This window comes from Patulibacter defluvii (genome assembly GCF_034096925.1).
GTDB classification, from domain to species: Bacteria; Actinomycetota; Thermoleophilia; order Solirubrobacterales; family Solirubrobacteraceae; genus Patulibacter; species Patulibacter defluvii.
Map to the genome: position 1 here is coordinate 22,461 of NZ_JAWZSQ010000021.1, position 24,689 is coordinate 47,149.

The 24,689-nt window shown below is 75.0% G+C and carries 23 protein-coding genes; 5 read left to right on the forward strand and 18 right to left on the reverse strand.

Going from position 1 to position 24,689, the window contains the following annotated elements; translation table 11 throughout:
• Nucleotides 1-17 precede the first annotated feature (17 nt).
• Nucleotides 18-263: an ArsR/SmtB family transcription factor gene (locus SH587_RS18695; protein ID WP_320672250.1), complete on the forward strand. Its 246-nt coding sequence runs from the start codon at nucleotides 18-20 to the stop codon at nucleotides 261-263.
• On the opposite strand, the gene SH587_RS18700 is transcribed toward SH587_RS18695, so the two are convergent.
• The 17 genes from SH587_RS18700 to SH587_RS18780 form a co-directional block, all read right to left on the reverse strand.
• Complete coding sequence (locus tag SH587_RS18700) at nucleotides 260-1,513, reverse strand: DUF58 domain-containing protein (RefSeq protein ID WP_320672168.1); 1,254 nt, start codon at nucleotides 1,511-1,513, stop codon at nucleotides 260-262. The genes SH587_RS18695 and SH587_RS18700 overlap by 4 nt on opposite strands.
• A gap of 34 nt (nucleotides 1,514-1,547) precedes the next feature.
• Nucleotides 1,548-2,483 carry an AAA family ATPase gene (locus SH587_RS18705; protein ID WP_320672169.1) on the reverse strand — a complete coding sequence of 312 codons (936 nt, stop codon included), beginning with the start codon at nucleotides 2,481-2,483 and terminating at the stop codon, nucleotides 1,548-1,550.
• Complete coding sequence (locus SH587_RS18710; RefSeq protein ID WP_320672170.1) at nucleotides 2,480-3,586, reverse strand: DUF4350 domain-containing protein; 1,107 nt, start codon at nucleotides 3,584-3,586, stop codon at nucleotides 2,480-2,482. Before SH587_RS18710 ends, SH587_RS18705 begins: the two co-directional genes overlap by 4 nt.
• Complete coding sequence (locus tag SH587_RS18715) at nucleotides 3,583-4,293, reverse strand: DUF4129 domain-containing protein (RefSeq protein ID WP_320672171.1); 711 nt, start codon at nucleotides 4,291-4,293, stop codon at nucleotides 3,583-3,585. The genes SH587_RS18710 and SH587_RS18715 overlap by 4 nt, the downstream gene beginning before the upstream one ends.
• On the reverse strand, nucleotides 4,290-5,444 hold the full coding sequence (locus SH587_RS18720; protein ID WP_320672172.1) for a hypothetical protein: 1,155 nt from the start codon (nucleotides 5,442-5,444) through the stop codon (nucleotides 4,290-4,292). Before SH587_RS18720 ends, SH587_RS18715 begins: the two co-directional genes overlap by 4 nt.
• Before the next feature lie 137 nt (nucleotides 5,445-5,581).
• Nucleotides 5,582-6,085, reverse strand: a complete 504-nt coding sequence (locus SH587_RS18725) for a heat shock protein transcriptional repressor HspR (RefSeq protein WP_320672173.1) — start codon at nucleotides 6,083-6,085, stop codon at nucleotides 5,582-5,584.
• Nucleotides 6,085-7,200 carry a molecular chaperone DnaJ gene (gene dnaJ / locus SH587_RS18730; RefSeq protein ID WP_320672174.1) on the reverse strand — a complete coding sequence of 372 codons (1,116 nt, stop codon included), beginning with the start codon at nucleotides 7,198-7,200 and terminating at the stop codon, nucleotides 6,085-6,087. Before dnaJ ends, SH587_RS18725 begins: the two co-directional genes overlap by 1 nt.
• Nucleotides 7,201-7,869 (reverse strand): nucleotide exchange factor GrpE, encoded by a 669-nt coding sequence (locus SH587_RS18735; protein ID WP_320672175.1) that lies wholly within the window; start codon nucleotides 7,867-7,869, stop codon nucleotides 7,201-7,203.
• 30 nt (nucleotides 7,870-7,899) lie between these two features.
• Nucleotides 7,900-9,798 carry a molecular chaperone DnaK gene (gene dnaK, locus SH587_RS18740; RefSeq protein WP_320672176.1) on the reverse strand — a complete coding sequence of 633 codons (1,899 nt, stop codon included), beginning with the start codon at nucleotides 9,796-9,798 and terminating at the stop codon, nucleotides 7,900-7,902.
• A gap of 165 nt (nucleotides 9,799-9,963) precedes the next feature.
• Nucleotides 9,964-11,448, reverse strand: a complete 1,485-nt coding sequence (locus SH587_RS18745; RefSeq protein ID WP_320672177.1) for an SDR family NAD(P)-dependent oxidoreductase — start codon at nucleotides 11,446-11,448, stop codon at nucleotides 9,964-9,966.
• 131 nt (nucleotides 11,449-11,579) lie between these two features.
• Complete coding sequence (locus SH587_RS18750) at nucleotides 11,580-13,244, reverse strand: DUF7933 domain-containing protein (RefSeq protein ID WP_320672178.1); 1,665 nt, start codon at nucleotides 13,242-13,244, stop codon at nucleotides 11,580-11,582.
• 268 nt (nucleotides 13,245-13,512) lie between these two features.
• Nucleotides 13,513-14,259: an endonuclease III domain-containing protein gene (locus SH587_RS18755; protein WP_320672179.1), complete on the reverse strand. Its 747-nt coding sequence runs from the start codon at nucleotides 14,257-14,259 to the stop codon at nucleotides 13,513-13,515.
• Entirely contained in the window at nucleotides 14,256-15,173 is a 918-nt protein-coding gene (locus SH587_RS18760; RefSeq protein WP_320672180.1) for a carbohydrate kinase family protein, read from the reverse strand. The genes SH587_RS18755 and SH587_RS18760 overlap by 4 nt, the downstream gene beginning before the upstream one ends.
• 46 nt (nucleotides 15,174-15,219) lie before the next feature.
• A complete protein-coding gene (locus SH587_RS18765; protein WP_320672181.1) occupies nucleotides 15,220-16,554 on the reverse strand; it encodes a hypothetical protein in 1,335 nt (444 codons plus the stop codon).
• A 79-nt stretch (nucleotides 16,555-16,633) separates the two neighbouring features.
• Nucleotides 16,634-17,737: a hypothetical protein gene (locus SH587_RS18770; protein WP_320672182.1), complete on the reverse strand. Its 1,104-nt coding sequence runs from the start codon at nucleotides 17,735-17,737 to the stop codon at nucleotides 16,634-16,636.
• Between the two features lie 3 nt (nucleotides 17,738-17,740).
• Complete coding sequence (locus SH587_RS18775; protein WP_320672183.1) at nucleotides 17,741-18,562, reverse strand: thioredoxin domain-containing protein; 822 nt, start codon at nucleotides 18,560-18,562, stop codon at nucleotides 17,741-17,743.
• Nucleotides 18,559-19,092 carry a MauE/DoxX family redox-associated membrane protein gene (locus SH587_RS18780; protein WP_320672184.1) on the reverse strand — a complete coding sequence of 178 codons (534 nt, stop codon included), beginning with the start codon at nucleotides 19,090-19,092 and terminating at the stop codon, nucleotides 18,559-18,561. Before SH587_RS18780 ends, SH587_RS18775 begins: the two co-directional genes overlap by 4 nt.
• Nucleotides 19,093-19,162: 70 nt before the next feature.
• Here SH587_RS18780 and SH587_RS18785 point away from each other — a divergent pair, with 70 nt between their 5' ends.
• Nucleotides 19,163-21,058, forward strand: coding sequence for a glycosyltransferase family 39 protein (locus tag SH587_RS18785; RefSeq protein WP_320672185.1), 1,896 nt, complete (start codon nucleotides 19,163-19,165; stop codon nucleotides 21,056-21,058).
• 55 nt (nucleotides 21,059-21,113) lie between these two features.
• Nucleotides 21,114-21,443, forward strand: coding sequence for a hypothetical protein (locus SH587_RS18790; protein WP_320672186.1), 330 nt, complete (start codon nucleotides 21,114-21,116; stop codon nucleotides 21,441-21,443).
• Nucleotides 21,444-21,535: 92 nt separating this feature from the next.
• Here the strand turns inward: SH587_RS18790 and SH587_RS18795 are convergent, their stop codons facing one another.
• Nucleotides 21,536-22,498, reverse strand: coding sequence for a decaprenyl-phosphate phosphoribosyltransferase (locus SH587_RS18795; protein WP_320672187.1), 963 nt, complete (start codon nucleotides 22,496-22,498; stop codon nucleotides 21,536-21,538).
• A 118-nt stretch (nucleotides 22,499-22,616) separates the two neighbouring features.
• On the opposite strand from SH587_RS18795, the gene SH587_RS18800 reads away from it, so the two are divergent.
• Together SH587_RS18800 and SH587_RS18805 are read left to right on the forward strand one after the other, a co-directional pair.
• Nucleotides 22,617-23,225 (forward strand): CDP-alcohol phosphatidyltransferase family protein, encoded by a 609-nt coding sequence (locus SH587_RS18800; RefSeq protein WP_320672188.1) that lies wholly within the window; start codon nucleotides 22,617-22,619, stop codon nucleotides 23,223-23,225.
• 317 nt (nucleotides 23,226-23,542) lie between these two features.
• A complete protein-coding gene (locus SH587_RS18805) occupies nucleotides 23,543-24,655 on the forward strand; it encodes an inositol-3-phosphate synthase (RefSeq protein ID WP_375341789.1) in 1,113 nt (370 codons plus the stop codon).
• Nucleotides 24,656-24,689: the final 34 nt, after the last annotated feature.

Consider the following 24,689-nt stretch of genomic DNA (forward strand, 5'->3'; position numbering starts at 1 on the left):
CCGACCTCAACGAGCTGCTGCGGGCCCTCGCCCACGAGGAGCGGCGGGCGCTGCTGGCCGCCTGCTGGGAGCGTCCCCGGACCGCCGGCGAGCTGGTCGAGCGTTCGGCCCTGACCGCGCCGAGCGTCTCCGAGCACCTCAAGGTCCTGCGCAAGACCGGGCTGCTGGTGCTGGAGCGGCAGGGTCGGTACCGGCTCTACCGCGCCGACCCGGAGGTGCTGGAGCGGGTGACGGCGGCGCTCGGGCGGATCGCGCCCGGCTAGAGCGCCACCCGCCGCTTGGCCCGCAGGTAGGCGTGGACGCAGGCGGTCGGCAGCACCTCGGGCGGAGCGGTCAGGACCATCGCCCCGGTCGCGCGCAGGCGGGCGGCCGCGGCGTCGCGGGCGGCCCGGACCTCGACCGCGACCGCCTGCGAGAGCGCGGCCAGCTCGTCGTCGGGGGCCGCCGTCGCCAGCCGCCGCAGGCGCGGCTCCTCGACCGCGGCGACGCAGAGCGCGTGGCGGCGGGCGAGCACCGGCGCGGCCTCCAGCAGCGGGCCGGCGGCGGCCTCGTCGAGCAGGTCGGTGAGGACCAGGACGAACGCCCGGCGGGTGCCGCCGACGGCCTGGAAGGCCCGCGCGTGGTCGCTGTCGACCGGCCGCGGCTCGAGGTCGTGGAGGGCCCGTACGACCGCGTCGCCGCCGGCTCGCCGCGGGGCCAGCCGGCGCCGGATCCGCTCGTCGTAGGCGACCGCGCCGACGTGGTCGTCGAGCGCGTCGGCGGTCGCGGCGACGGCGGCCGCGGCGTCGAGCCAGCGGTCGAGCAGCCGCGCCCCGTCCTCGGCCCCCGCCGGCGCCGCGCCGAGCCGGCCGGCGTCGACCAGCAGCACCACGTCGCGGTCGGACTCGACCCGCCGCTGGTTGCTCATCGGCCGCCCGACCCGCTCGCTGGCGCGCCAGTTGACCTGCCGGATGTCGTCCTCGGGCGCGTAGTCGCGGACGTGGTCGAAATCGGTCCCCAGCCCCAGCGGCCCCTGCCGCCGCAGGCCGCTGGTGGCGCGGCCGGAGCGGATCGCCACCGCCAGCCGCTGGGCGGTCCGGTAGTCGGGCAGCACCCGCAGCTCGACCGCCGCCGCGCCGGCGTGGTCCCAGCGCCCCAGCCGCAGCGGCCCGGTCCGCCGTGCGACCGGCGCCGGCAGCCGGTGGTGACCGCGGCGCAGCGCCGTCACCCGCGCGTCGAGCGCGCCGCGCCCGTCGCCGTCGGCGACCGTCACCGCCGGCAGCCCCGCCAGTCGCAGCCGCAGCCGCGGCTCGGCCCGCTCGGGGGTCACCGTCACCGCCACCGGCAGCCCGCGGGGGGCGATCGCCGGCGCGACGACCCGCAGCCGCGGCGGGTCGCGGCGGGCCAGCAGCCCGTCGACCACCGTCGCCGCCGCCACCAGCGCCGCCAGCAGCAGGCAGAGCCAGCCGGGCAGCAGGATCGCCAGCACGCCGCAGGCGGCGAGCGCGATCGCGACGCGCGGCGTCGGGCTCACGCCGGGCCCGTTGCGAGGATCGCGACCGCCGGGCTCACGACGAGACCGGGACCGGGACGGTGGCCAGGGCGGCCGCCACCGCGTCGACGTCGCGGGTGCCCTCCAGCTCCGCCTCGGGGCTCAGGACCAGGCGGTGGGCGAGCACCGGCTCGGCCATCTCGCGGACGTCGTCGGGGGTCGCGAAGTCGCGGCCCGCCAGCCGCGCCGCGGCCTGGGCCGCCGCCAGCAGGTGGACGCCGGCCCGCGGGCTGGCCCCGAGCGCGACGCTCGGCAGCGTGCGGGTGGCGCGCACGATCGCGACCGCGTAGCCGGCGACGTCGCCGTGGACGTAGGTCTCGGCGACCAGCGCCCGCGCCGCCCGCAGCTGCTCCGGCCCGGCGACGGCGCGGACCTCCTCGAAGGCGGCCGGCCGCAGCCCGTCGCGAGCCGCGCCGACGATCTCGCGCTCGGCCGCCTCGTCGGGGTAGCCGACCCGGATCCGCAGCAGGAAGCGGTCGAGCTGGGCCTCCGGCAGCGGGTAGGTGCCCTCGTGCTCGACCGGGTTCTGGGTCGCCACCAGCAGGAACGGGTCGGGCAGCGCGTGGCGGGTGCCGTCGACGGTCACCGCGCCCTCCTGCATCGCCTCCAGCAGCGCCGACTGGGTCTTCGGCGGGGTCCGGTTGATCTCGTCGGCGATCAGCAGGTTGGCGAAGACCGGCCCGGGACGGAAGACCAGCTCGCCGCCGCGCAGGGCGACGGTGCCGGTGATGTCCGACGGCAGCATGTCGGGCGTCAGCTGGATCCGCGCCGCGTCGACGTCGAGCGCGCGGGCCAGCGTCGTCGCGGTCAGCGTCTTCGCCACCCCCGGCGGTCCCTCCAGCAGCACGTGGCCGCCGAGCGCGGCGGCGGCGACCAGCAGCTCGACGGTCCGGTCGGCGTCGCGGACGACCCGGCCGACCTCGTCGCGGAGGGCGGTCACGAGCTCGTTCATCGGGGACCTCCAGGGGTCGTTCGCTGTTCGAGTGCCGCCAGGGCCTGCCCGGCGGCGCGAGGATCGGGAGTCGTTCCGGTGCCGGCCAGGGCCCGCGCCGCCGCCGGCTCGAGCCCGGCCCGCAGCGCGGCGGCCTCGAGCTCGGGCGGGCCGGCGTCCGGCTCCAGGCCGACCCGCCGCCGCAGGATCGCCCGCGCCCGCTCGCGGGTCGGACGCAGCGCGGCGTCGCGGTCGCGGGTGCGGGCCAGCGCGGCGGCCAGCGCGTCGACGTAGGCCGAGCGGCTCGGCGCCGGGTCCTCGTCGGGGGCGACGGCGGGCCCGAGCCGGCGGCCGCGGGAGAGCAGCGCCGCGACCCCGGCCAGGACCAGCAGCGCCAGCACCACGCCGACCCGCGGCGAGACGCCGGCGGCGGTCGCCGCGCCGTCGCGGACGCGCAGCGCGACCACCCGCCCGCGTCCGGCCAGGCCGACGGCGAGCGCGGCGTTGTCGTCGACTCCGAGGCCGCCGTTCTCGACGGGCCGGCGGCTGGCCAGCAGCAGCAGCGTGCCCTCGCCGACCCGCGCCTGACCCACCACCACCGGCGGATCGTGGAGGACGTCGCCGACGCCGGCGGTCACCAGCGCCCACAGCGCGTGCTCGCTGCCGGGCCAGGCGACCGCGCCGCGGCCGGTGGCGACCCGGTCGACCGAGCGGGTCTCGGGACTGCGGCGAGCCCGCCGCGCGACCGGGCCGCCGGACGCCGAGGCCAGCGGCAGCCCGAGCGCGCGGCCGAGCACGATCGCGTCGCGGCCGGCGGCGACGACCCGGGCCCCGCGGCGGGCCTCGCGCAGCACCCGCCGGGCGCGGTCGCGGTCGAGGTCGCCCTCGGCGAACAGGTAGGTGGTGCGGGGCAGCAGCCGCAGCCGGTCGGCGTCGACCTCGGCCACCCGCACCCCGACGCCCTCGTGCCGCAGCAGCGCCCGCCAGCCGGCCAGGCCCCGGTCCTCGGCGCTGTTCCAGCCGTTGCGCGGCGGCGGATCCTCGCCGCCGCTGCCGAAGAGCCCGAGCACGATCAGGACCACCAGCACCAGCCCGACGACCGACAGCAGCGCCCGCAGCTTCACGGCCGCTGCTCCTCGCCGTGCTCGGCCAGGACCGACCGCCAGCCCTCGCGCGCGGCCCGGCTGGCGTCGGCGTCGACGCCGTGGCTGCCGTAGGCGGCGCGGTCGTAGTCGGCGGCGAGCGGGCCGATCGCGGGGTGCTCGACGCCGCGCGCGACCTGGCCGGCGGTCCGCGCCGCCGCCGGGCGCAGCAGGCCGCGGTCGAGCAGCCGCAGGGTGCCGGCGCGGAACCGCAGCACCACCGAGCGCTCGTGCTCGCCGGCCGCCTCGGCGGCGTCGGCGGCGCGGTCGAGCGCCGCCAGGTCGGGCCCGGACGCCGCAGCCGGACGGACCGCCGTCGGCCGCCGTCGCGGGCCGCGCCGGGCCAGGCGGACGGCCAGCAGCACCAGCGCCGCGATCACCACCACCGCCAGCAGCCGCCAGGCCCAGCCGCTGCCGCCGGAACCGTCGCCGAGCCGGTCGATCGCGTCGCCGCGGTCGCGGGCGTCGGGCCCGCGGCCGGTCAGCTCACGGGCGGTCCGGCGCAGGCGGTCGGCCTCGCCGCGCTCGGCCGCGGTCGGGGTCAGGTCGCCGGCGGCCTGGACCGGGACGTCGGCCGCGACCGCGGGCCCCGGCGCGACGACGGCCGGTCCGGCCAGCGCGAGCAGCAGCGCGACCGCCGCCGCGAGCCCGCGGCGACCGCCCGGCCGGGCTCGCGCCGCCGCCCTCACTCCCCGGACGGATCGGAGGGGCGGGCCCAGCCGCCGCCCGTCCCGCCCGCGTCCGGCTCGCCGCCGGGGGCCGCGGGATCGCCGCCCGACGACGGCGGCGGGCCGCCCTCGCCGCCCGGCGCCCAGCTGCCCGGCTCGGCGGTCGCCCACGGGCCGCTGCCGGCCTCGGGCGCGCGGCCGAAGGCGTCCGGCTCGGCCGGCCGCTGCATCTCCTCCGCCGCCCGCCACAGCGAGGCGGTGTCGGTGCCGGCCAGCGTCCGGTGCGCGACCACCACCGGCGCGACGTAGGCGGCCACGAAGACGAGGCTGAAGAGGACCACCAGCACGATGTACGGGGCCAGCGCCACGGCACCGGCGGTGTCGTCGAGCGCGAACAGCCCGCCGACGGCCAGCTGCAGGACCATCGTGACCACGAAGTTGATCACCCCGACCACGATCGAGACCAGCACCAGGACCCCGAAGAGGGCCCAGAAGCGCCCACGGCTGATCTGCCACGCGCGGCCGAACGAGGCCATCCCCAGCCCCTCCGAGAGGTGCACGACCGGCCACAGGAAGAGGCGCACCCCGACGTAGACGAGCAGGCAGAAGGCCGCGATCCCGACGATCACCGCCAGGCCGCTCGAGGCCTCGGCGACGATCGCCACCACCAGCACCAGGCCGAAGAAGAAGATGATCCAGCCGATCGCGAAGACGATCCCGAGCACGAACAGCTTCGGCACCGCGCGCAGCGCCTGGCGGACGGCGGCCTTCAGCGGCAGCGCCGGCTCGCCGGCCAGCGCCCGCTCGGCGCCGCGGACGACCGAGACGTAGGCGGCGATCGTCGCCCAGGCGAGGATGATCGCGATGATCGTCACCGCGATCACGACGACCACCGTCTGGCCGTCGGTGAAGTCGGGGACCTCGTAGACCTCGAGGCTGCTGTCGCCGAAGAACGAGCTCTCGCGGCGGGTCTCGAGCGTGGTGGCGACGTCGCCCAGCGACAGCCAGCCGACGACGCCGACGATCACGGCGATCACCATCGCCACCAGGTTCAGCGCCAGCTGCGGCAGCAGCAGCGGCCGGGCGTGGCGGCGCAGCAGCGCGAAGCCGGCGTCCAGCGTCGAACCGACGGCCAGCGGCGGGGGTGGATTCTGGGTCTCGGCGGTGCTCATGGGACGTCCTGGCGCGTGCTGGGCAGCGGGTGCGCGCCACCCTAATGCAGACGGACCCGGTTCTGGGCCGCACCTGGACGATCCTGGGGGGGGCTCCCCCTAGCCGCCGGCGGACGCCGTCCACGGCCCGCGGGGCGTCAGTCGCCCTCGCGCTCGATCCGGATCCGCAGCGACGGGCGGGCGGGCACGACCTCGGTGCTCTGGCGGTAGGGGACGATCTCCGTCCGCTGGCGGAGCTTGGCCAGCTCGGCCTGCATCTCCGCCTGCAGCCGGTCGCGCATCTCGACCGTCTCGCGCTGCAGCTGCTCCAGCCGCGCCGCGGCCTCGGCGTAGCGCCGCTTCTCCCGCTCGAGCTCGATCTCCAGCTCCAGCACCCGCTCGACCCCGGCCAGGTTGAGGCCCAGCTCGTTGGTCATCTGCTGGATCCGGCGCAGCCGGTCGACGTCGCTGTGCGAGTAGAGCCGGGTGCCCTTCGGCGACCGCTTCGGCTCGATCAGGCCGCGGGTCTCGTACATCCGCAGCGTCTGCGGGTGCATCTCCGCCAGCTCCGCCGCGACCGAGATCATGAAGACGCCGCGGTCGGCGTCGACCTGGATCGTGGTGGTGGTGCGCGTCCCCCGCTTCGGGCGTTCCTCGGCCATCAGGACTCCTTGAACAGCCTCTCACGGCTGGCGGCGGGGAAGAGCCCGGCGAGCTGGTCGACCGCCTCCCGCTGCTCGTCGCTGGACGGCTCCGGAACCTCGATCACGAACCGGTAGCGGATGTCGCCGCGGCCGCCGCCGCCGAGCCGCGGCGGCCCCTCGCCGCGCAGCCGCTGGAGGGTGCCGTGCTTGGTGCCGGGCGCGACCCGCAGCTTCTTGCGGCCGTCGAGCGTCGGGACCTCGATGTCGGAGCCCCGGACGGCCTCGGCGATCGACAGCGGGACGGTCACCTCGACGTCGTCGCCCTTGCGCTCGAAGACCTCGGACGGCCGCACGTGGGTGATCACGAAGAGGTCGCCGGGCGGCCCGCCGTTGCGGCCCGCCTGGCCCTTGCCGGCCAGCCGCACCCGCGAGCCCTCCTTGACCCCGGGCGGCACGTTGACGCGGTAGCGCTTGGTGGTATGGACCGCGCCCTCGCCGTTGCAGGTCGGGCAGGGGTCCTCGATCACGGTCCCGGAGCCGTGGCAGCGGCCGCAGGGCTGGCTGATCGAGAACAGCCCCTGGCCCTGCGACTCGACCCCGCGGCCCTGGCAGCGGGGGCAGATCGTCGGGCTGGTGCCCGGCTTCGCGCCGGTGCCGGCGCAGGTGCCGCAGGTGGCGGTGGTCCGCACGCTGAGCGGGATCTGGGCGCCGTCCATCGCCTGCCGGAACGAGAGCGTGACCTCGGCCTCGAGGTCGCGCCCGCGCTGGACGTTCGGACGCCGGGTGCGCTGCTGCGCCCCGCCGCCGCGGTTGCCGAAGACCTGGCCGAGGATGTCCCCGATCCCGCTGTCGCCGAAGTCGAACCCGGCGCCCCCGGTCGAGAACGCCCCGCCGAGCCCGCCGAACGAGCGGGCCCGGTCGTACTCCTTGCGCTTCTCGGCGTCGGACAGGATGTCGTGCGCCGCGGAGACCTGCTTGAACCGCTCCTCGGCCGCGGTGTCGCCCGGATTGCGATCCGGGTGGTACTCGCGGGCGAGCTTGCGGTACGCCTTCTTGATCTCCTCCGGCGTCGCCTTCTTGTCGACGCCCAGGACCGCGTAGAGGTCCGGCGTGTTGTCCTGTCGGGTGGCCATCTACCCCGCCACGATCACCTTCGCCGGCCGCAGCACGTCGTCGCGCAGGCGGTAGCCCGCCTGGTAGACGGTCACGACCGTCCCCGGCAGCGTGCCCTCGGGCGCCGGCTGCTGGCTGAGCGCCTCGTGGAAGCGGGGATCGAACTCCTCGCCGGTCGGGTCGTAGGACTCGATCCCGGCCTGGGCCAGGGCGCCGTGCAGCTCGCGGTGGACGATCCGCAGCCCGTCGACGATCTGCTGGTCGCCGGCCTCGGGCGCCTCGCTCAGGTGGGCCAGCGCCCGGTCGAGGTTGTCGAGCGCCGGCAGCAGCTCGCGGGCCAGCCGCGAGACGCCGCGCAGCTCGCCCGCCGCGGCGTCGCGGCGGGCCCGCTTGCGGACGTTGTCGAGCTCGGCCACGGCCCGCACGTACTTGTCCTTCCAGTCCGGCTCCTCGACCTCGGCCGCGGGCTCGGCCTCGGCCTCGGCGGCCGGCGCGCCGTCGGCGCCGGCCTCCGCCGACCCGCCGGCGCGGGCCTCGTCGGCCGCGGCGGCGGTCTCGCCGGCGGCCGACTGCGGGTCGACCGGGGTGCCGGTCTCCGGGGTCGCCGCCTCGGTCGCCAGGCCCTCGGCGTCCGCGGCCGGGTCGACCGGCGACGGGGCGTCGCCGGCCGTCTGGGGCTGCTCGCTCATGCGTGCTCCTCGCTCGGCGGGTGGCGTCGGCTACTTCTCGTCCACGACCTCGGCGTCGACCACGTCCTCGACGTCGTCGTCGCCGGAGCCGCCCGCCGCAGCGCCGTCGGCCTGCGCGGCCTGCTGCTCCTGGGCGCGCTGGTAGAGCTGCTCGGAGACCTTGTGGAAGGCCTGCTCGAGCGCCTCGCGCTTGGCGTTGATCGCGTCGGCGTCGCCGCCGTCGAGAGCCTCGCGGACGCCCTTGATCGCGTCCTCGATCTCCTTGCGCGACGTCTCGTCGATCTGCTCGCCGAGGTCGGTCAGCTGCTTCTCGGCCTGGTAGGCGCCCTGCTCGGCGACGTTGCGGGCCTCGGCCAGCTCGCGCGCCTTGCGGTCCTCCTCGGCGTGCGACTCGGCGTCGGAGACCATCTGCTGGATCTCCTCGTCCGAGAGGCCGCCGCCGGCCTTGATCTCGATCTTCTGCTCCTTGCCGGTGCCGAGGTCCTTCGCCGACACGTTGAGGATGCCGTTGGCGTCGATGTCGAAGGTGACCTCGATCTGCGGCACGCCGCGGGGGGCGGGCGGGATCCCGGTCAGCTGGAACTTGCCGAGCGACTTGTTGTAGGTCGCCATCTCGCGCTCGCCCTGGAGGACGTGGATCTCGACCGACGGCTGGTTGTCGTCGGCGGTCGAGAAGATCTCGCTCTTGCGGGTCGGGATCGTGGTGTTGCGCTCGATCAGCTTGGTCATCACGCCGCCCTTGGTCTCGATGCCGACCGTCAGCGGGGTGACGTCCAGCAGCAGGACGTCCTTGACGTCGCCGGCGAGCACGCCGGCCTGGACGGCGGCGCCGATCGCGACGACCTCGTCCGGGTTGACGCCGCGGTGCGGGTCCTTGCCGGTCAGCTCCTTGACCTTGTCCTGGACGGCCGGCATCCGGGTCATGCCGCCGACGAGGACGACGTGGTCGATCGTCGCGGCGCCCTTCTCCTTGGCGTCGTCGAGCGCCTGGCGGACCGGGGCGACCAGGCGGTCGAGCAGGCTCGAGGCCAGCTCGGTCAGCTTGGCGCGGGTCAGCCGCACGTCGAGGTGCTTCGGGCCCGAGGCGTCGGCGGTGATGAAGGGCAGGTTGATCTGCGTCTCCTGCGCCGAGGAGAGCTCGATCTTCGCCTTCTCGGCGGCCTCGAACAGCCGCTGGAGGGCCATCGGGTCGGCCTTGAGGTCGATCCCCTGGTCCTTCTTGAACTCGCCGGCGAGCCAGTCGACGATCGCCTTGTCGAAGTTGTCGCCGCCGAGGTGGTTGTCGCCCGCGGTCGACTTGACCTCGAAGACGCCGTCGCCGATCTCCAGCACCGACACGTCGAAGGTGCCGCCGCCGAGGTCGAAGACGAGGATCGTCTGGTCGGCCTCCTTGTCGAGGCCGTAGGCGAGCGACGCGGCGGTCGGCTCGTTGATGATCCGCTTGACGTCGAGGCCGGCGATCTTGCCGGCGTCCTTGGTCGCCTGCCGCTGGTCGTCGTTGAAGTAGGCCGGGACGGTGATGACCGCGCCGTCGACCGACTCGCCCAGGTACGCCTCGGCGTCGGCCTTCAGCTTCGCGAGCGTGATCGCGGAAACCTCCGGCGGGCTGTACTGCTTGCCCTCGGCCTCGATCCGGGCGTCCCCGTTGGGACCGGCGACGACCTTGTACGGGACGATCGCCTCCTCCTCGTGGACCTCGGCCTCCTTGCGGCCCATGAAGCGCTTGACCGACGAGATCGTGTTCGTCGGGTTGGTGACGGCCTGGCGCTTGGCGACCGCGCCGACCAGCCGCTCGCCCTTCGCGAAGGCGACCACGGACGGGGTCGTCCGGCCACCCTCGGCGTTCTCGATGACGGTCGGCTCGCCGCCCTCCAGGACGGCCATGCACGAGTTGGTCGTGCCCAGGTCGATGCCGATGATCTTGCCCATGGCGGTTCCTCTTGCTGATGCGTGTCGTCTCAGGGCCCGTCCCGGCGAGAGGCGGGCTTCGTCGTCCGCCAGCCGGCGGATCAACATCTGAGTGGAGTTGTATCAGATCTTGTAGGTCCCGATCAAGAAGGCGGGACCGGCGTACGCAGGCCGGAAGCCCGCGTCCTACCAGGGCGAGGGCTCGTAGTCCTTGAGGAAGCAGCCGTAGAGGTCCTCGCCCGCCTCGCCGCGCACGATCGGGTCGTAGACCCGCGCCGCGCCGTCGACCAGGTCGAGCGGCGCGTGGAAGCCGATCGACGCCATCCGCTGCTTCTGCGGGTGCGGCCGCTCGTCGGTGATCCAGCCGGTGTCGACGGCGGTCATCAGGATCCCGTCGGCCTCCAGCATCTCCTTGGCGCTGGTCCGCGTCAGCATGTTCAGCGCCGCCTTCGCCATGTTCGTGTGGGGATGGCCCGGGCCCTTGTAGCCGCGGCTGAACTGGCCCTCCATCGCCGAGACGTTGACCACGTACTTGCGGCGGGCCGGCGACGCGGCCATCGCCGGCCGCAGGCGGCTGACGAGGATGAAGGGCGCGGTCGCGTTGCAGAGCTGGACCTCGAGCAGCTCGATCGGGTCGACCTCGCCGACCGTCTGGACCCAGCTGTTGCTGTCGTGGAGGTCCGGCACCAGGCCGCCGGCGTCGATCGCCCGCCCCATCGCCACCCGCTCGAAGGTCGCCGAGCGCGAGGCCAGCGCCATCGCGGTCAGGGCGTGCGGGGTCGGCGCCCAATGGCCGTCGCCGGCGCCGAGGGCCGTGGCCGGGGCGTCGGCCAGCGCGTGGGCGTCGCCGGCGCGGCCGAGGGTGACGATCTCCGGCAGCGGGCCGGCGGGCAGCGGCTCGCGCTCGGCCCGGGCCAGCGGCGCGTAGGCCTCGGCCGAGCGGCGGACGGTCTGGGCCGCGTTGTTGATCAGGATGTCGAGCGGCCCGCGGGCGGCGACCTCGTCGGCCAGCGCCACCACCTGGGCCGGGTCGCGGAGGTCGATGCCGACGATCCGCAGCCGGTGCAGCCACTCGCCGCTGTCGGGCATCGCCGTGAAGCGCCGGACCGCGTCGTGCGGGAAGCGGGTGGTGACGGTCAGGTCGGCGCCGTCGCGCAGCAGCCGCAGCGCGATGTACATCCCGATCTTCGCCCTGCCGCCGGTCAGCAGCGCGCGGCGGCCGGTCAGGTCGGTGCGGGCGTCGCGGCGGGCGTGGCTCTTGGCCGCGCAGGGCGGGCAGAGCTGGTGGTAGAAGGCGTCGACGTCGACGAAGTGCTGCTTGCAGATGTAGCAGGAGCGCGACTGCTCGAGCCGGCCCGCGGTCGCGCCGGGAGCGGTCGAGGCGAGCGGGATCCCCGCCGTCTCGTCGTCGATCCGGCCGGGAGCCGCGGTCGCGGTGCGGGCGTCGATCGCCGCGTCGTGGGCCCGGATCGCGTCGACCCGGGCCTTGCGGCGGCGGGCGCGGACCGTCTTGTAGATCTTCGACGTCGCCCGCTGGACGGCGACCGCGTCGGGGTGGTCGACCGGCAGCGCCTCGACCTGCTCCAGCACCCGCAGCGCCCGCTCCAGCTCCCGCGGGTCGATCCCGGTCGCGGCCTCGTGCGTCGTCCCGCCGTCGTGGCGGGCGGTCATGAGCGGCCTCGACGGCCCGGCCGGGGGCGGTTGTGCAGGGTGGCGACCACGCCTCCACGGTAGTCGCCCACCGGCCGGGGCGCGTCCCGGCGCGGGGCGGGCGCGCACGGCGCCCACCCCGGCCGTGGGGATCACATGTCGGCGAAGCTGACCAGCGCGATCGCCCCGCGCGGGCCCTGCGTGCGCACGACCACGCGGTTGTTGCGCGACTTCAGCGCCCGGCGGATGTCGAGCTTGCGCTCGGCCCCGGCCCGCAGGCCGCCGACCCGGAACCGCTTGCCGTTGACGGTCAGCTCGACCGTCCGCACGCCGGGCCGGCCGTTGCTGATCCGGACCCAGCGGTCATCGCGGGGCAGCCGCTTGATCACCCGCGTCGCCCGCCCGCCGCGACCGTTGCGGAGGACCGTCGCGACCGGGTCGCAGATCGTGACGTTGCCCGCCATGTCGGTGACGCGGATGAAGAACGTCGCCGGCATCAGCGGCACGACGCCGTAGCCGCGGACGGTGATCCAGTCGGTCGTCCCGGGGGTGAAGGCCGGGATCGGCACGTTGGCGTTGTTGGTCGAGTGGACCACGATCGACTGGATGCCGCTCAGCGGGTCACGGGCGCGGACGTCCATGTAGGCCCGCAGGTCGAGGCCGACGCCCTGCTTGACGAACGTGCACTCGGGCGGCGCGGTGTCGGGCGAGGTCACCGTCAGCGTCGCCGGCGGGACCGGGTTGAGGCCCGTGCTGGTGACGTTCGACGGGCCGTTGACGTAGGTGCCGGCGGTCGCGGCCGAGACCGGCACCGAGACCTCGCACGAGCTCTGGCCGGTGGTCAGGTCGCCGCTGACGGCGATCGACGCCCCGCCGACCGGCGCGTTGAGGCTGCCGTTGCTGCAGGTGGTGGTCGCCGCGCCGGCCACCCGCACCGCCCCGGGCAGCGCGTCGCTGAACGACCAGCCCGGCTTCGCCGCCAGCTCCGAGGTGTTGGTGACCGTGAACTTCAGCGTCGAGACCTCGTTGGTCAGGACGTGGTCGGGCGTGAAGGACTTGTCGAGCGACGGGGTCGCGTCGAGGACCTTGATGTCGTCGATCGCCGCGTCGTTGCCGCCGCCGTTGCCGTTGCCGTTGCGCATCCGCAGCCCCAGCGAGGGGCCGTTGAAGAGCACCGCGCTGTCGGACGGGAAGCTGCCCGCGCCGCTGCTGGCGCCGGGCGCGCAGGGCACGATCGGGTCGGTGAAGGTCGCGATCTCGCTGCCCGGGCTGGCCGGATCCAGCAGGTAGAACTTGAACAGCGGCGCGCCCCGGCGGCCGACCGGTCCGCCGCCCGGCGCCTGGCAGTTGATCGCCGCGGCGTTGACGGAGAAGGTGATGAAGCGCCCGCCGGAGCTGACCAGCGGAATCGGCGAACCGGTCTCGAACTGGACCGCGTCGACGCCCGGGTTGTTCGAGGTGTACGCCGAGAGGACCTGGTTGTCCTGGGTCGGCGAGCTGCCGTTGACGCTGCCGAGGACGTTCCCCAGCGACTTGATCTGGGCGTAGAAGCCGCAGACGTTGCCGTTGGCGTCGGTCGTGGCGCCCGAGACCACGATCCCGTTGCAGGTGCTGCCGCCCGGAAGCCAGCCCGGATCGGCGCTGTAGGTCATCCCCGAGGCGCCGGTGTACGCGTCGAGCGCGTAGGCCTTGGTCGCGTCGGGGACGTTCTCGAAGTCCTCGGTGTAGACCGTCGTCGGCGGCACCGGGACTCCCGGAGCCGCGTGGACGGTCGCCGGCATCGCGATCGCGGCCCCCGCGATCACGGCGAAGCGCACGAGCCCGCGCCGGGCTCGGCCGTTCCTCAACATCTGGTGTTGCCCCCCTGTCGGTCCCCGGCGCACCCCAACTGCGCACCGGGGCGCTCGACTATAGGCACGGGCGGAACGGTGTCCACCGGCCTCGTTCGGCGGCGGTCGATCGGCCGCCGCCGCGCGGCCCCGGCGCCGGCGGCGAAAGCCCTGCTGGCAGGGCGGTTTCCCGCGTCGGCACGCTCTCACGCGTGGCGCCCGGGCGCCAGCGAAATCACCTGGGTGAAAGCGGCGCTCAGCGGACGCGGCCGGGGCAGCTCCGGCGCAGCGGGCACTGCGGGCAGGCGGGCCGGCGCGCGTGGCAGGTGCGCCGGCCGTGGCGCAGCAGGTTGACGTGGAACTCGAGCCCGGCGCCGACGGGGGTGATCCACAGCATCTCGTCGTGCAGCTCGTCGAGCGGGGCGCCGGGCCGGAACAGCCCCAGTCGCGTGCCGACCCGCTGGACGTGGGTGTCGACGGGGATGTCGTGGCGGTCGTAGGCGAACAGCAGCACGCAGGCCGCGGTCTTGCGGCCGACGCCGGGCAGGTCGCAGAGGAAGTCGCGCGCGGCGGCGACCGGAGCCCGCTCCATCCAGCTCAGGTCGAGCGGCGAGGCGCCGGCCGGCGGCGCCAGGCCCAGCTCGCGGGCGGCGGCGGCGCTGCGCTGCTCGATCGCCGCCAGGATCGCCGCGATCCGGACCGACTTGACCTTCGAGATCCCGCCGGGACGGATCGCCGCCTCGATCTCCTCGACCGGGGCCGCGGCGACCAGCTCCCACGAGGGCAGGCGCTCGACCAGCCGCAGGTAGGCGACGTCGCGGTTGCGGTCGTTGGTCGACTGCGAGAGGACGGTCAGGACCAGCTCGGCGAGCGGGTCGCGGTGCGGCGGCTGGACCGGCACCCCGTAGACCCAGGCCAGCCGCTCGCGCAGGGCCCGGATCCGCGGCCGGGTCGGGGCGACCCAGCTCGCGCGCGGGACGGTCGGGAGCGCCGCGCCGCTCACGCCGGCTCGAGCCCGCCCCAGCGCGCCGCGGCGGCAGCCGCCTCGGCGACGGCGTCGGGCAGCGCGGCGGCGACCGCCGCCGGGTACCAGGCCGACAGCTCGAGCGCGGCCAGCAGCGTGCCGGCCAGGGCCGCGTCGACCCCGGTCGGGTCGACCGCCGCGGGGGCGCCGACGGGGGCGCCGACGGTCAGGTCGATGCCGGGCCCGCGGACGACGCCGCCGCCGGCGTCGCCGACGACCACGATCCCGGCGCCGCGGTCGAGCAGCACCGCGGCGGCCGCGGCGGGGTCGTCCTCGGCGGTCACCCGGACCGCGTCGCGGGGGCGGACGACGACCAGCGCCGCGCCGGGAACGAGGGCCGCGGCGGCGGCGCGGGCCCCGTCGCGGGCGACGAACCGGTCGCCGCCGACGTCGAGGTCGACGACGACGGGGCGGTCGAGGTCGCGGGCGCGCTGGAGGGCGGCCTCGGCCACCTGGCGCTCGCGCGCGTCGGCCGGCTGGGCCCAGGTGGCGGCGGAGAGGAAGAGCCCGTCGCAGGCGTCGACCGCCTCGGCGATCCGCGGCCGGACGGCGTCCATCACCAGGTCGAGCGACTGCCCGTAGAGGTCGGCGTGGGCCTCGCCGGCGGCGTCGACGGTCCGGAACGCGACCGGCGTCCGCTCGCCGGCCACCTGCCGGAACCAGGTCAGGTCGACGCCCTCGGCCTCGAGCCGCCCGCGCAGCCACGAGCCCCAGTCGTCGTCGCCGACCCCGCCGGCGAGGGCGGTGCGGGCCCCGCGACGGGCCGCGTGGACGGCGGCGCCGGCGACCGCGCCGCCGAAGCGCGGGACGAACGAGGGGGCGTCGGTGAGCCGGTCGACGGGCTGCTCGCAGACCAGGTCGACCAGCGTCTCGCCGAGCATCAGGGTGGTCACGCCCGGGAGGGTAGTCGGTCGCTCGCCGGGCGCCGTCGTGCGGCGGCTACGCCGACCCGTCGGCCCAGGCGCTCAGCAGCGGCTGGCCGTCGGCCGTGCGGCCGATGGCGCGGAGCGCGAACTCCCACGCCGGCGGCCTCGCGCGCCAGCCGCCGTCGGCGGCGGTGGCGGTCGGCGGCACGACCACGCGCGGCCGGGGAGGACGGCGGTAGGGCGGACCGTCGACCTGATCGACCTCGACCATCGCCCCGGACAGCGGCACCCGCTCGACCGTGCGGTGGTCGCGCACCAGCGCCCGCTGGGCCCGGACGACGATCTCGCCAGTCGGGTCGCAGCCGATCACGGGGACGTCGCCGGGCTTCGGCGGAGGCGGTGGCACGCACGGCAGCTCCAGGCGCAGCTCGGGCGCCGACCAGTGCGCGGCCCCGCTCAGCGGATCGACCGCCCGCTCGACCACGAGGCTCGCCGTCGTGCGGTCGATCTCGCCGGAGAGGCACTGCACGCGGCCCTCGCCCGGGGCCTCGATCGCCGCCCAGCGGCGCCCGTCGTGGGCGACGCCGCAGGTCTGACGACCGCTGGACCGGGCCTCCGCGTCGCGTGCCCGTCCGGGCCGTCCCCCGGCGCCGAGCACCCGGCGGCCGACGCTGTTCTTGCCGTCCCAGCGAGCGGTCGTCCAGGTGACGCCGGCCGCCGTCAGCACCGGCGGCCCCAACGCCACGTTGCCGCTGCCGCTCTCGCCCGGTTGCGTGCGACGGACGACGAAGGTCCGCGACCGCCGGACGTCGCCGGTGACGATCTCCTGCGAGGAGCCGGAGTAGGTGCTCGGCGACGACGCCCGGACCGCGAACCGCGTCCCCCGCAGCGCGATCGCGGTCACCCCCGGATCGTTGTTGCCCTCGCGCAACGTGCAGCCGCCGACCCCGATCGACCGGTGCCGGCCACCGGCGGAGCGGACGCCGATCCGGCAGAAGCGGTCCGCCGAGGCGGTGACGATCGTCGTCCGCCACTGGGCGGCGGCCTGGACGCCGCGGCCCCAGGCGGGGCGACTGGTGCGCCCGCTGCGGGCGTCGATCCGCACCACCCGGCAGCTCGACCGGCGGCCGGGGCAGGCGATCGCCAGCACGATCGGCCGCCCGCGCTCGTCGGGACCGGCCGAGAGCCGGACGACGTGCGCCAGCCGCACCGTCCGCACCGCGCCCTGGGGCGGCCGGATCGCGATCCCGTCGGCCGCCGTCCAGGCCAGGAAGCCGCCGTAGCCGGCCGCCTCGGCGGCGAGCGGGGCCACGGCCAGCGCCCGGTCGGCGGGCGCTGCCGCACCGGCCGTCGCCGGCAGCGCCGCGGCCGGCATCAGGGCGAGGACGACGACCACGCGACGGGACATGCCCGCTCGAACCCCAGAGACAGCGATGAGTTGCGCTCGCGGCCGCGAGCGAGCGGGCGACCGCGCGGGCGGGCGGGACCTAGTACCCGTTGAAGCTCCCGCCCAGCTCCTTCAGCGCCTTGTCGATCTCGCGCTTGGCGGTGCCCTTGCGGCGCAGGACGCTGGAGTTGACCCAGCCGGAGACGCCGCGCGGGACGTAGGCGGCCTTGATCACCGTGACGCAGGAGTAGGAGCGGCAGCAGCTGCGGTCCTTGCGGCGGGTCTCCGGCGGGCAGCGCTCGGAGGGGTTGCGCTGCGTGCACTTGTAGCAGTAGCGCGCGACCACGTCGCCGGGCACCAGCCAGAAGATCGTGGTGCCGTCGGCCTCGTACTTGAGGTTGTAGCGCTCGTGGCTGAGCGAGGTGATGAGGTCCTTCTCGTTGGGATCGCGGTAGATCCCGACCTCCATCGTGGTCGGCTTGCCGCAGGTGCCCCACTTCATGGTCGACCCGCCGCACTTGTAGCCCGGGTCCTCCTTGCGGGCGTTGTTGGCGCAGCCGGTCTTGTACTTCGTGTTCTTCTTCGTGCCCGCGCGGCAGTCGAAGTCGAGGTCGGCCGGCCCGCAGATGATCCCCGGGAAGTCCGGCTCGCTGACCGAGTAGCGGGTTCCGTCGACGACGCCGGCGATCCACCCGCCCTTGTTGTGGGTGCCCGACTGGGCCGTCGGGTAGCCCCAGTAGAAGCCGCGGCCGGCGCCCAGGCCGGGCCGCATCGGCGGCGCCGGGCAGTCGCGCTCGACCCCGCCGTCGCGCTCGCTGACGCGGCCGTAGACCCCGTCGACGTTCATGATCACCGGGTTGCCGTGCTTGTAGATGATCGGCGCGTCGGGCGCCGGGCCCTTGCGGACCGCGACCCCGGTCCGGCCCTTCGGCAGGAACTCCGCCGGCTCGCTGCGGAGGGTCCGGTAGGGGGCGTAGCAGACGTTGATCTGGAGCCGGCCGTGCCCGCAGTCCTTCGGCCGGTGGCGGGGATCGGCCTCGCGCTTGGCCGTCGTCGTCGTCCGCGCGTCGCTCTCGTCGCCGCAGGCCGCCAGCAGGGTCCCGCCCGCCGCGGCACCGGCGACGCTGCCGAGGAAGCGGCGGCGCGACGGGGTCGGCGAGGCCAGGCGCTCCTGGGCGTTGCGGACGAGCTGGTCGAGCGACAAGGGTCAGTGCTCCTCGGTCGGGGACGCGTCGCGCTGCCGCACGACGGGGCGTGACGCTAGCGCAGACGCGCCAAGTTCGGCGTCGCTGCCGCCGGCGACGATCCGCACGTCGAGCGCCGCCGGCTCGTCCTGGTCGAGCTCCCAGAAGGGGATCGTCTCGCCCCAGTCGGCGACCCGCACCGAGTCCGGCGCGCCGGCGAAGACGCCGTCCTCGCAGGCCCGGGCGGCCTCGCGCAGGTGCTCGGGATCGGTCGGGCGGCCGAGCGCCACCACCTGGCCGCGGGCGATCCCCACCAGCGACGGGGTCGACTCCGGCTGCAGCCGCTCGGGCAGGTCGTCGAAGGCGACGGTCGGGACGCCGTGGATCGCGTGCTCGCGCAGGTGCTCGCGCGCGTAGGGCTCGCCGAGGGCCAGGACGCTGAGGATCCGCACGCCGTCGGCCGGCACCGGCGCGTCGTCGCTGGCCCGCTCGCCGGCGACCTCCTCCAGCGCCTCCTCGATCCCCTCGCAGCTGACGCAGCCGGGCGCGTGGACGACCAGCAGCACCGGCCGGTCGTCGGGCCCGCCGATCGCGATCGGGTCGCCGCCGCTCGCCGCCCGCCGGTCGCCGGCGTCGAAGACGGTCGCGGCGAAGGCCTCGACCGGCTCGTAGAGGGCGACGTCGAGCGGCGGCTCCTCGGCCGCGGCGGCGACGCCGGACTCGCGCAGCCGGTCGACGTCGGCCCGCAGCTCGCCGACCTGCCGCAGCAGGGTCACGACGACCGCGGCCAGCAGCCCGACGACGATCCAGGCGAGGACGGTGGCGACGACCCAGACCGCGCTCACGACGGCAGCCCCACGGTCCGCAGCCGCCGTAGCGCGACCGCCAGCTGCCAGACGCAGGTCAGCCCGATCGCGACGCAGGCGGCGCCGGCCAGCTCGCCGGCGTCGACCCGCCAGAGCGGGCCGGCGGGCGCGGCCACCAGCGCGGCGGCGCCGACGGCCAGCAGCAGGTTGCGGACGCGGCCGGTGGCCGGGTCGCCGTCGCCGCCGGAGCCGAAGCAGTTGCAGCGCAGCAGCATCCCGTCGCGGCGCGAGGCGGCCCGCCGCTCGAGCCACAGCAGCGCGGCGGTGAAGGCCAGCAGCAGCCCCAGCACCAGCAGCGCGGCGATCCGCCCGGCGGTCCCGGCCGGCGCCGCGACCAGCGCCGCGGCGAGCACCAGCTCGACGATCGGCAGGGTCGCGGCGATCCCCCGCGCGGACCGGTCGGGGAGCGCGATCCGCAAGCTCTCCCGGAACGGCTCCGGGTCGCGGATCTTCGCGATCGCGGCGAGGATCAGGGTCGCCGCGAGCAGCACGGTGACGGCCGCAGGCACCGATCGAGGGTAGCGAGCGACCGCCGCCGGGCGCCGCGCACGGCCGGGATCCGTCGTACAGTGCCCCGCGATGCGCACCGGCGGCGAGGACCAGGACGACCGGCCGGCGGACGACGCTCCCGCGGCCGCCCAGGCGGCGGGCGGGTCGCCGCGGTGGTGGTGGATCGGGCTCGCGGCGATCGTGCTGCTGGGCCTGGTGCTGCGGCTGTGGGGGATCCGCTGGGGGCTGCCGTTCGGCTACAACCTGGACGAGCGCTCGCACTTCGTCCCGCGCGCGGTCGAGTACTTCCGCGGCTCGTCGCTCGACCCCGACTACCAGCTCAACCCGTCGGGCCTGATCGAGTGGATCGCCGGCGCGCTGTGGCTGCTGCACTGGTCCTCGGACGGGATCGTGAAGGCCTGGGCGACCGACCCGAGCGACGTCTGGACGATCGCCCGGGTCGCCTCGGCGCTGCTCTCGACCGCCGGGATCGCGCTGCTCTACGCGGCCGGCGCGCGGCTCTTCGACCGCCGGGTCGGGCTGCTGGCGGCGGCGATCATGGCGACCGCCTTCCTGCCGACCCACTACGGCCACCTGGCGCTGAACGACGCGCCCTCGCTGGCCCCGACCGGGCTGGCGCTGTTCGCGATCGCCGGGATCGTGCGCTTCGGCCGCCGCCGCGACTACCTGCTGGCCGGCGTCGCGATCGGCGCCGCGGTCGGGTTCAAGTACAACGCCGCCTTCGTGCTGCTGCCGATGGGCACGGCGGCGGTGATCCACGCGCTCGGCTGGCGTCCCGGCGACCTCCGCGGCACCCAGCCCGAGGGCGTGGCGGCCGACGCGGAGCGCGGCGACGGCTTCGCCCTCCCCCACTGGCGGCCGGCGCTGCTCGGCCTGGTGGTGGCGGGGGCGGCCGCGGTGGTCGCGTTCTTCGTCTGCGACCCGTACGCGATCCTGCGGCCCGGCTTCTTCGTCGACGAGGTCCGGCACCTGTCGGACTACACGAAGGGCGGCCTGCTGCTGGGCGAGACGCAGACCTCGGGCTACCGCTACTACGGCTGGTCGCTGGTCTGGGGCTTCGGGCTGCTGCCGCTGCTGCTGGCGGTGGTCGGCGGCCTGCGGCTGATCCGGGCCGAGCGCTGGCAGGCGCTGGTGCTGATCCCGGCGCCGCTGCTGTTCTTCGCCTACGTCGGCTCGCAGGGCCGCTACTTCGCGCGCTACGGGATGCCGGTCTACCCGATCCTGGCGCTGCTGGCGGCGGCCGGCGGGGTCTGGCTGGCGAGCTGGGCGCTGCGGCGGCTGAACGTCCGCGCGCCGGGGCTGCGGCTGGGCCTGGGGGTCGCCGCCGCAGTCGTGGTGGTGGCCCAGGGCCTGGTCTGGACGGTCCACAACGGGATCGTCCTGAGCCGCGAGGACACCCGCAGCGTGGCCCGCGACTGGATGGTCCGGAACGTGCCGGCGGGGTCGACGATCGTGGTCGAGCCGATGATGCCGAAGGAGTGGTACGCCGACGGGGCCCGGCTGCCGAACCCGAAGTCGCGCGAGGGCTACCGCTGGAACCGCCTGGTGCGGACCGGCGCCGACAAGGCCGAGCTGATCCGTCGCTACCCGGAGCTGCGGGCGAAGATCAACCGCCGCGCCGACTTCGCCAACAACGGCTACACGCTCTTCCCGGGCCTGCTGGACTTCTACCGCGAGAAGGGCGCCTGCTGGATCGTCTCCGGCTCGATGCAGTCGGGTCGCGTGATGAACAACCCGGCCCGCGTGCCCGAGGCGGTCCGCTACTACCGCGCGCTCGACCGCCAGGCCGACCTCGCCTTCCAGTCCGTCCCCTTCGACGGCCCCGAGGCGAAGCACTACTTCCAGTACGACATGGCGTTCAACTTCGGCCAGCTGCGCTACGAGCGGCCGGGCCCGTCGGTGCGCGTCTACCGCCTGCGCCGCTGCACCCCGCGGATCGCCGATCCGACGTCGCGGAGCCGCTGAGGGGGCTATCGGCGGATCGTTTTGCGGCCGTGAAGGCCGGTGGTACGTTCGCGGCGTGTCGTTCGTCAACCGCATGGCTCGGGGAAAGAACCGGCTGTCGGTCAGGGTCGATCCGGAGCTGATCGCCGCCGGCAGGACGGCGGTTGCGGCGGGTCGTGCGGCCACCCTCGGTGCCTGGGTCAGCGAGGCCTTGCGGCGACAGGCCGCCCACGACGAGCGACTGGCGGCGATGGGCGAGTTCCTCGCCGAGGACGAGGCGGAGCACGGGCCGATCACCGACGAGCAGATCGAGGAGAACCGGCGTTGGCTCGAGGAGCGGTCGATCCGCTTCGACGAGCACGGCGAGATCGCCTACCGCGGGCCAAAGGTGCCGAAGAAGACCTGACCTCGGACCCCGACGACCTGCTGCCGTTGGTTTCCCTGGCGGCCCGCCGGGCGACGGTCTCGGCCCTCTGAGCCGAACGCCGTCGTCCGACCTCAGTGGATGTAGACCGACCCGAGGAACAGCGCCAGCCACGCGAGGCCGATCAGGCGCAGCCCCGGGTCGCGGATCACCAGCTCCTCGGGCGCGCCGCCCTTGCCCTGGTCGACCAGCAGGGCGTAGCGCATGATCCCCATCACGAAGGGGACGATCGACAGGCCCCACCAGGGGACCTCGCTCGTCTTCGGGTGCTCGAAGGCCCACAGGCAGTAGGTGAGGATCGTCACCGCCGCCGCCATCGTCACCACGAACCGCAGGTACTCGACGGTGTACTGCTCGAGCGCCTTGCGGGTCGAGCCGTCGCCGACGTGCAGCAGCTCGCCGTGGCGCTTGCCCGCGACCATGAACAGCGAGCCGAAGCAGGTGACGGCCAGGAACCACTTCGAGAGCGTGATGTCGACCGCGACGCCGCCCGAGATCGCACGCACGACGAAGCCGGTCGCCACGACCATGATGTCGAGGATCGCCGTGTGCTTCAGGCGGAAGGTGTAGGCGATCGTCAGCGCCTTGTACGCGGTCAGCAGCGCGCCCAGCCGCCAGCTGATCAGGTAGGCCAGGCCGAGCCCGACCAGCAGCAGCGCCACCACCGCCACCAGCGCCACCGGCACCGGCACGATCCCGGCCGCGATCGGGCGGTTGCGCTTGGTCGGGTGGCGGCGGTCGGCCTCGACGTCGCCGACGTCGTTGAGGATGTAGGTCGCGCTGGAGACCAGGCAGAAGGCGACGAAGGTCAGGACCGCGTCGCGGATCACGTCGCCGTCGTTGAGCGCCGCGCCGGCGGCCGGCGCCGCGAAGACCAGGACGTTCTTCACCCACTGCTTCGGCCGCGCGGCCCGCACCAGGCCGGCGACCAGCGAGCCCCGCGGCGCGGGGCCGGTCGGGGCGCCGGACGCGCCCGGGGCCGGATCGGCTGGGGACGCCGCGGCAGCGGACGCGGGCGCGGTGGTCTCGCCGGACACGCCCGGGAGTCTGCCGGAAGCGGACCGGACCGCGCCGATCGGGCCCCACGACCGGGGCAACGGCGCCGCACCGCTCCGCGCGCGGTCCGCCGTTCGGCGTACCCTCCCCGGCGTCCCCATGACCGCCGCGACCGACCCACCCGCCGACCGCACGCGCCTCCAGCAGTGGCTGATCGACCTGCCGCTGACCCCGAACGCGATCTCGGTCACCGGCCTGCTCGGCAACCTGCTCGCCGCCGTCCTGATCTGGCAGGAGCACTACGTCCTGGCCGGCGTGGCCTTCATCCTCGGCTCGATCATGGACACCCTCGACGGCCGCTACTCGCGGATGTCGGGCAAGGGCACGACCTTCGGCGCGTTCCTCGACTCGACCCTCGACCGGATCGAGGAGGGCATCGTCCTGACCGCGGTCGTGATGGTCTACGCCAAGCACGGCGACGACGTCAACGCGGGCCTCGCGGCGCTGGCCGCGGTCAGCTCGCTGCTGGTCAGCTACACCCGCGCGCGGGCCGAGGGCCTGGGCCTGGACGGCAAGGCCGGGATCGGCAGCCGCGCGGTGCGGGTCGTGATCCTCTCGATCGGCCTGGTGCTCGGCGGCGAGGAGATCGCCGGCGGGCTCGACCTGCTGCCGGCCTCGATCTGGGTCCTGGCCGCGCTCGGCGTCTTCACCACCGCCCAGCGGATGTGGCACGTGCGGCGGCAGCTGAACGGTCCCGACCGCGCCTGAGCCGCGGCGTCCGGCCCGCGCGCCGGACGTGGCACCACGCTCCGGGCGCGCCGACCTGCCACCATCGTCCTCGCGCCGGGAGCGCCGTCGCACGCCCGCGGCACCCGCTCGGGAGCCTGTGACGGAGTTGTAACCGGCCGCCGCGAGCGGGGTTCCTGGCTCTGGACCTCCCGCTTGCCGGCTGGCCCGACGTGGATTCGTTCCGCGCCGCCGGCTCCCCATTCGAGATCGAGGACTTCGAGAAGAACGTGAGCAACACGACCAACGGCAACGGCGCGGCCGCCTCCAACGGCAGCGGCCGCTACCAGCGCGACAAGGTGCGCGTGGCGATCATCGGCGTCGGCAACTGCGCCAACTCCTTCGTGCAGGGCGTGGAGTTCTACAAGAACGCCGATGCCAGCAAGCCGGTCCCGGGCCTGATGCACGTCGACCTCGGCGGCTACCACGTCAAGGACATCGAGTTCACGGCCGCCTTCGACATCAACGAGACGAAGGTCGGCAAGGACCTGTCCGAGGCGATCTGGGCCGATCCGAACGACACGATCAAGTTCGCCGACGTCCCGAAGCTGGACGTCCCGGTCTACCGGGGCATGACGCACGACGGGATCGGCAAGTACCTGTCGCAGAAGATCACGAAGGCGCCCGGCCCGACGGCCGACATCGTCAAGATCCTCAAGGACACGAAGACCGACGTCGTCGTCTCCTACCTGCCGGTCGGCTCCGAGCAGGCGACCAAGTGGTACGTCGAGCAGGTGCTCGAGGCCGGCTGCGGCTTCGTCAACTGCATCCCCGTCTTCATCGCCCGCGAGGAGTACTGGGACAAGCGCTTCGAGGAGAAGGGCCTGCCGATCATCGGCGACGACATCAAGTCGCAGGTCGGCGCCACGATCGTCCACCGCGCCCTCGCCCGCCTCTTCCACGAGCGCGGCGTCGTGCTGGAGCACACGTCGCAGCTGAACGTCGGCGGCAACATGGACTTCTTCAACATGCTCGAGCGCGAGCGGCTGGAGTCGAAGAAGATCTCGAAGACGAACGCCGTGACCTCGGTCGCCGGCGTCGAGCTGCCGGACCGCGACGTCCACGTCGGCCCGTCGGACTACGTGCCGTGGCTGACCGACCGCAAGTGGGCCCACATCCGCCTCGAGGGCAAGGCCTTCGGCGAGGTGCCGCTGACCGCCGAGCTGAAGCTCGAGGTCTGGGACTCGCCGAACTCGGCCGGCGTGATCATCGACGCCGCCCGCCTGATCAAGCTGGGCCTGAACAACGGCGTCGCCGGCCAGCTCGACGGCCCGTCGTCGTACCTCATGAAGTCGCCGCACAACCAGCGGCCGGACGACGAGGCGCGCAACGCGACCGAGAAGTTCATCAAGGACAACCGCCTCGTCCGCGACGCGTCGGGCAAGGCGAAGGCGAAGACCGTCGAGGCCTGAGCCACCCCCGCGCCGGCCTCCGGCGCGTTCGAGC

Excerpts from the sequence above, each read along its gene's own strand:
- dnaK (WP_320672176.1), bottom strand. The coding sequence starts at position 9,798 with ATGGGCAAGATCATCGGCATCGACCTGGGCACGACCAACTCGTGCATG.
- SH587_RS18720 (WP_320672172.1), bottom strand. The coding sequence starts at position 5,444 with ATGAGCACCGCCGAGACCCAGAATCCACCCCCGCCGCTGGCCGTCGGT.
- SH587_RS18765 (WP_320672181.1), bottom strand. The coding sequence starts at position 16,554 with ATGTCCCGTCGCGTGGTCGTCGTCCTCGCCCTGATGCCGGCCGCGGCG.
- SH587_RS18705 (WP_320672169.1), bottom strand. The coding sequence starts at position 2,483 with ATGAACGAGCTCGTGACCGCCCTCCGCGACGAGGTCGGCCGGGTCGTC.
- SH587_RS18800 (WP_320672188.1), top strand. The coding sequence starts at position 22,617 with ATGACCGCCGCGACCGACCCACCCGCCGACCGCACGCGCCTCCAGCAG.
- SH587_RS18785 (WP_320672185.1), top strand. The coding sequence starts at position 19,163 with ATGCGCACCGGCGGCGAGGACCAGGACGACCGGCCGGCGGACGACGCT.
- SH587_RS18745 (WP_320672177.1), bottom strand. The coding sequence starts at position 11,448 with ATGACCGCCCGCCACGACGGCGGGACGACGCACGAGGCCGCGACCGGG.
- SH587_RS18725 (WP_320672173.1), bottom strand. The coding sequence starts at position 6,085 with ATGGCCGAGGAACGCCCGAAGCGGGGGACGCGCACCACCACCACGATC.
- SH587_RS18735 (WP_320672175.1), bottom strand. The coding sequence starts at position 7,869 with ATGAGCGAGCAGCCCCAGACGGCCGGCGACGCCCCGTCGCCGGTCGAC.
- dnaJ (WP_320672174.1), bottom strand. The coding sequence starts at position 7,200 with ATGGCCACCCGACAGGACAACACGCCGGACCTCTACGCGGTCCTGGGC.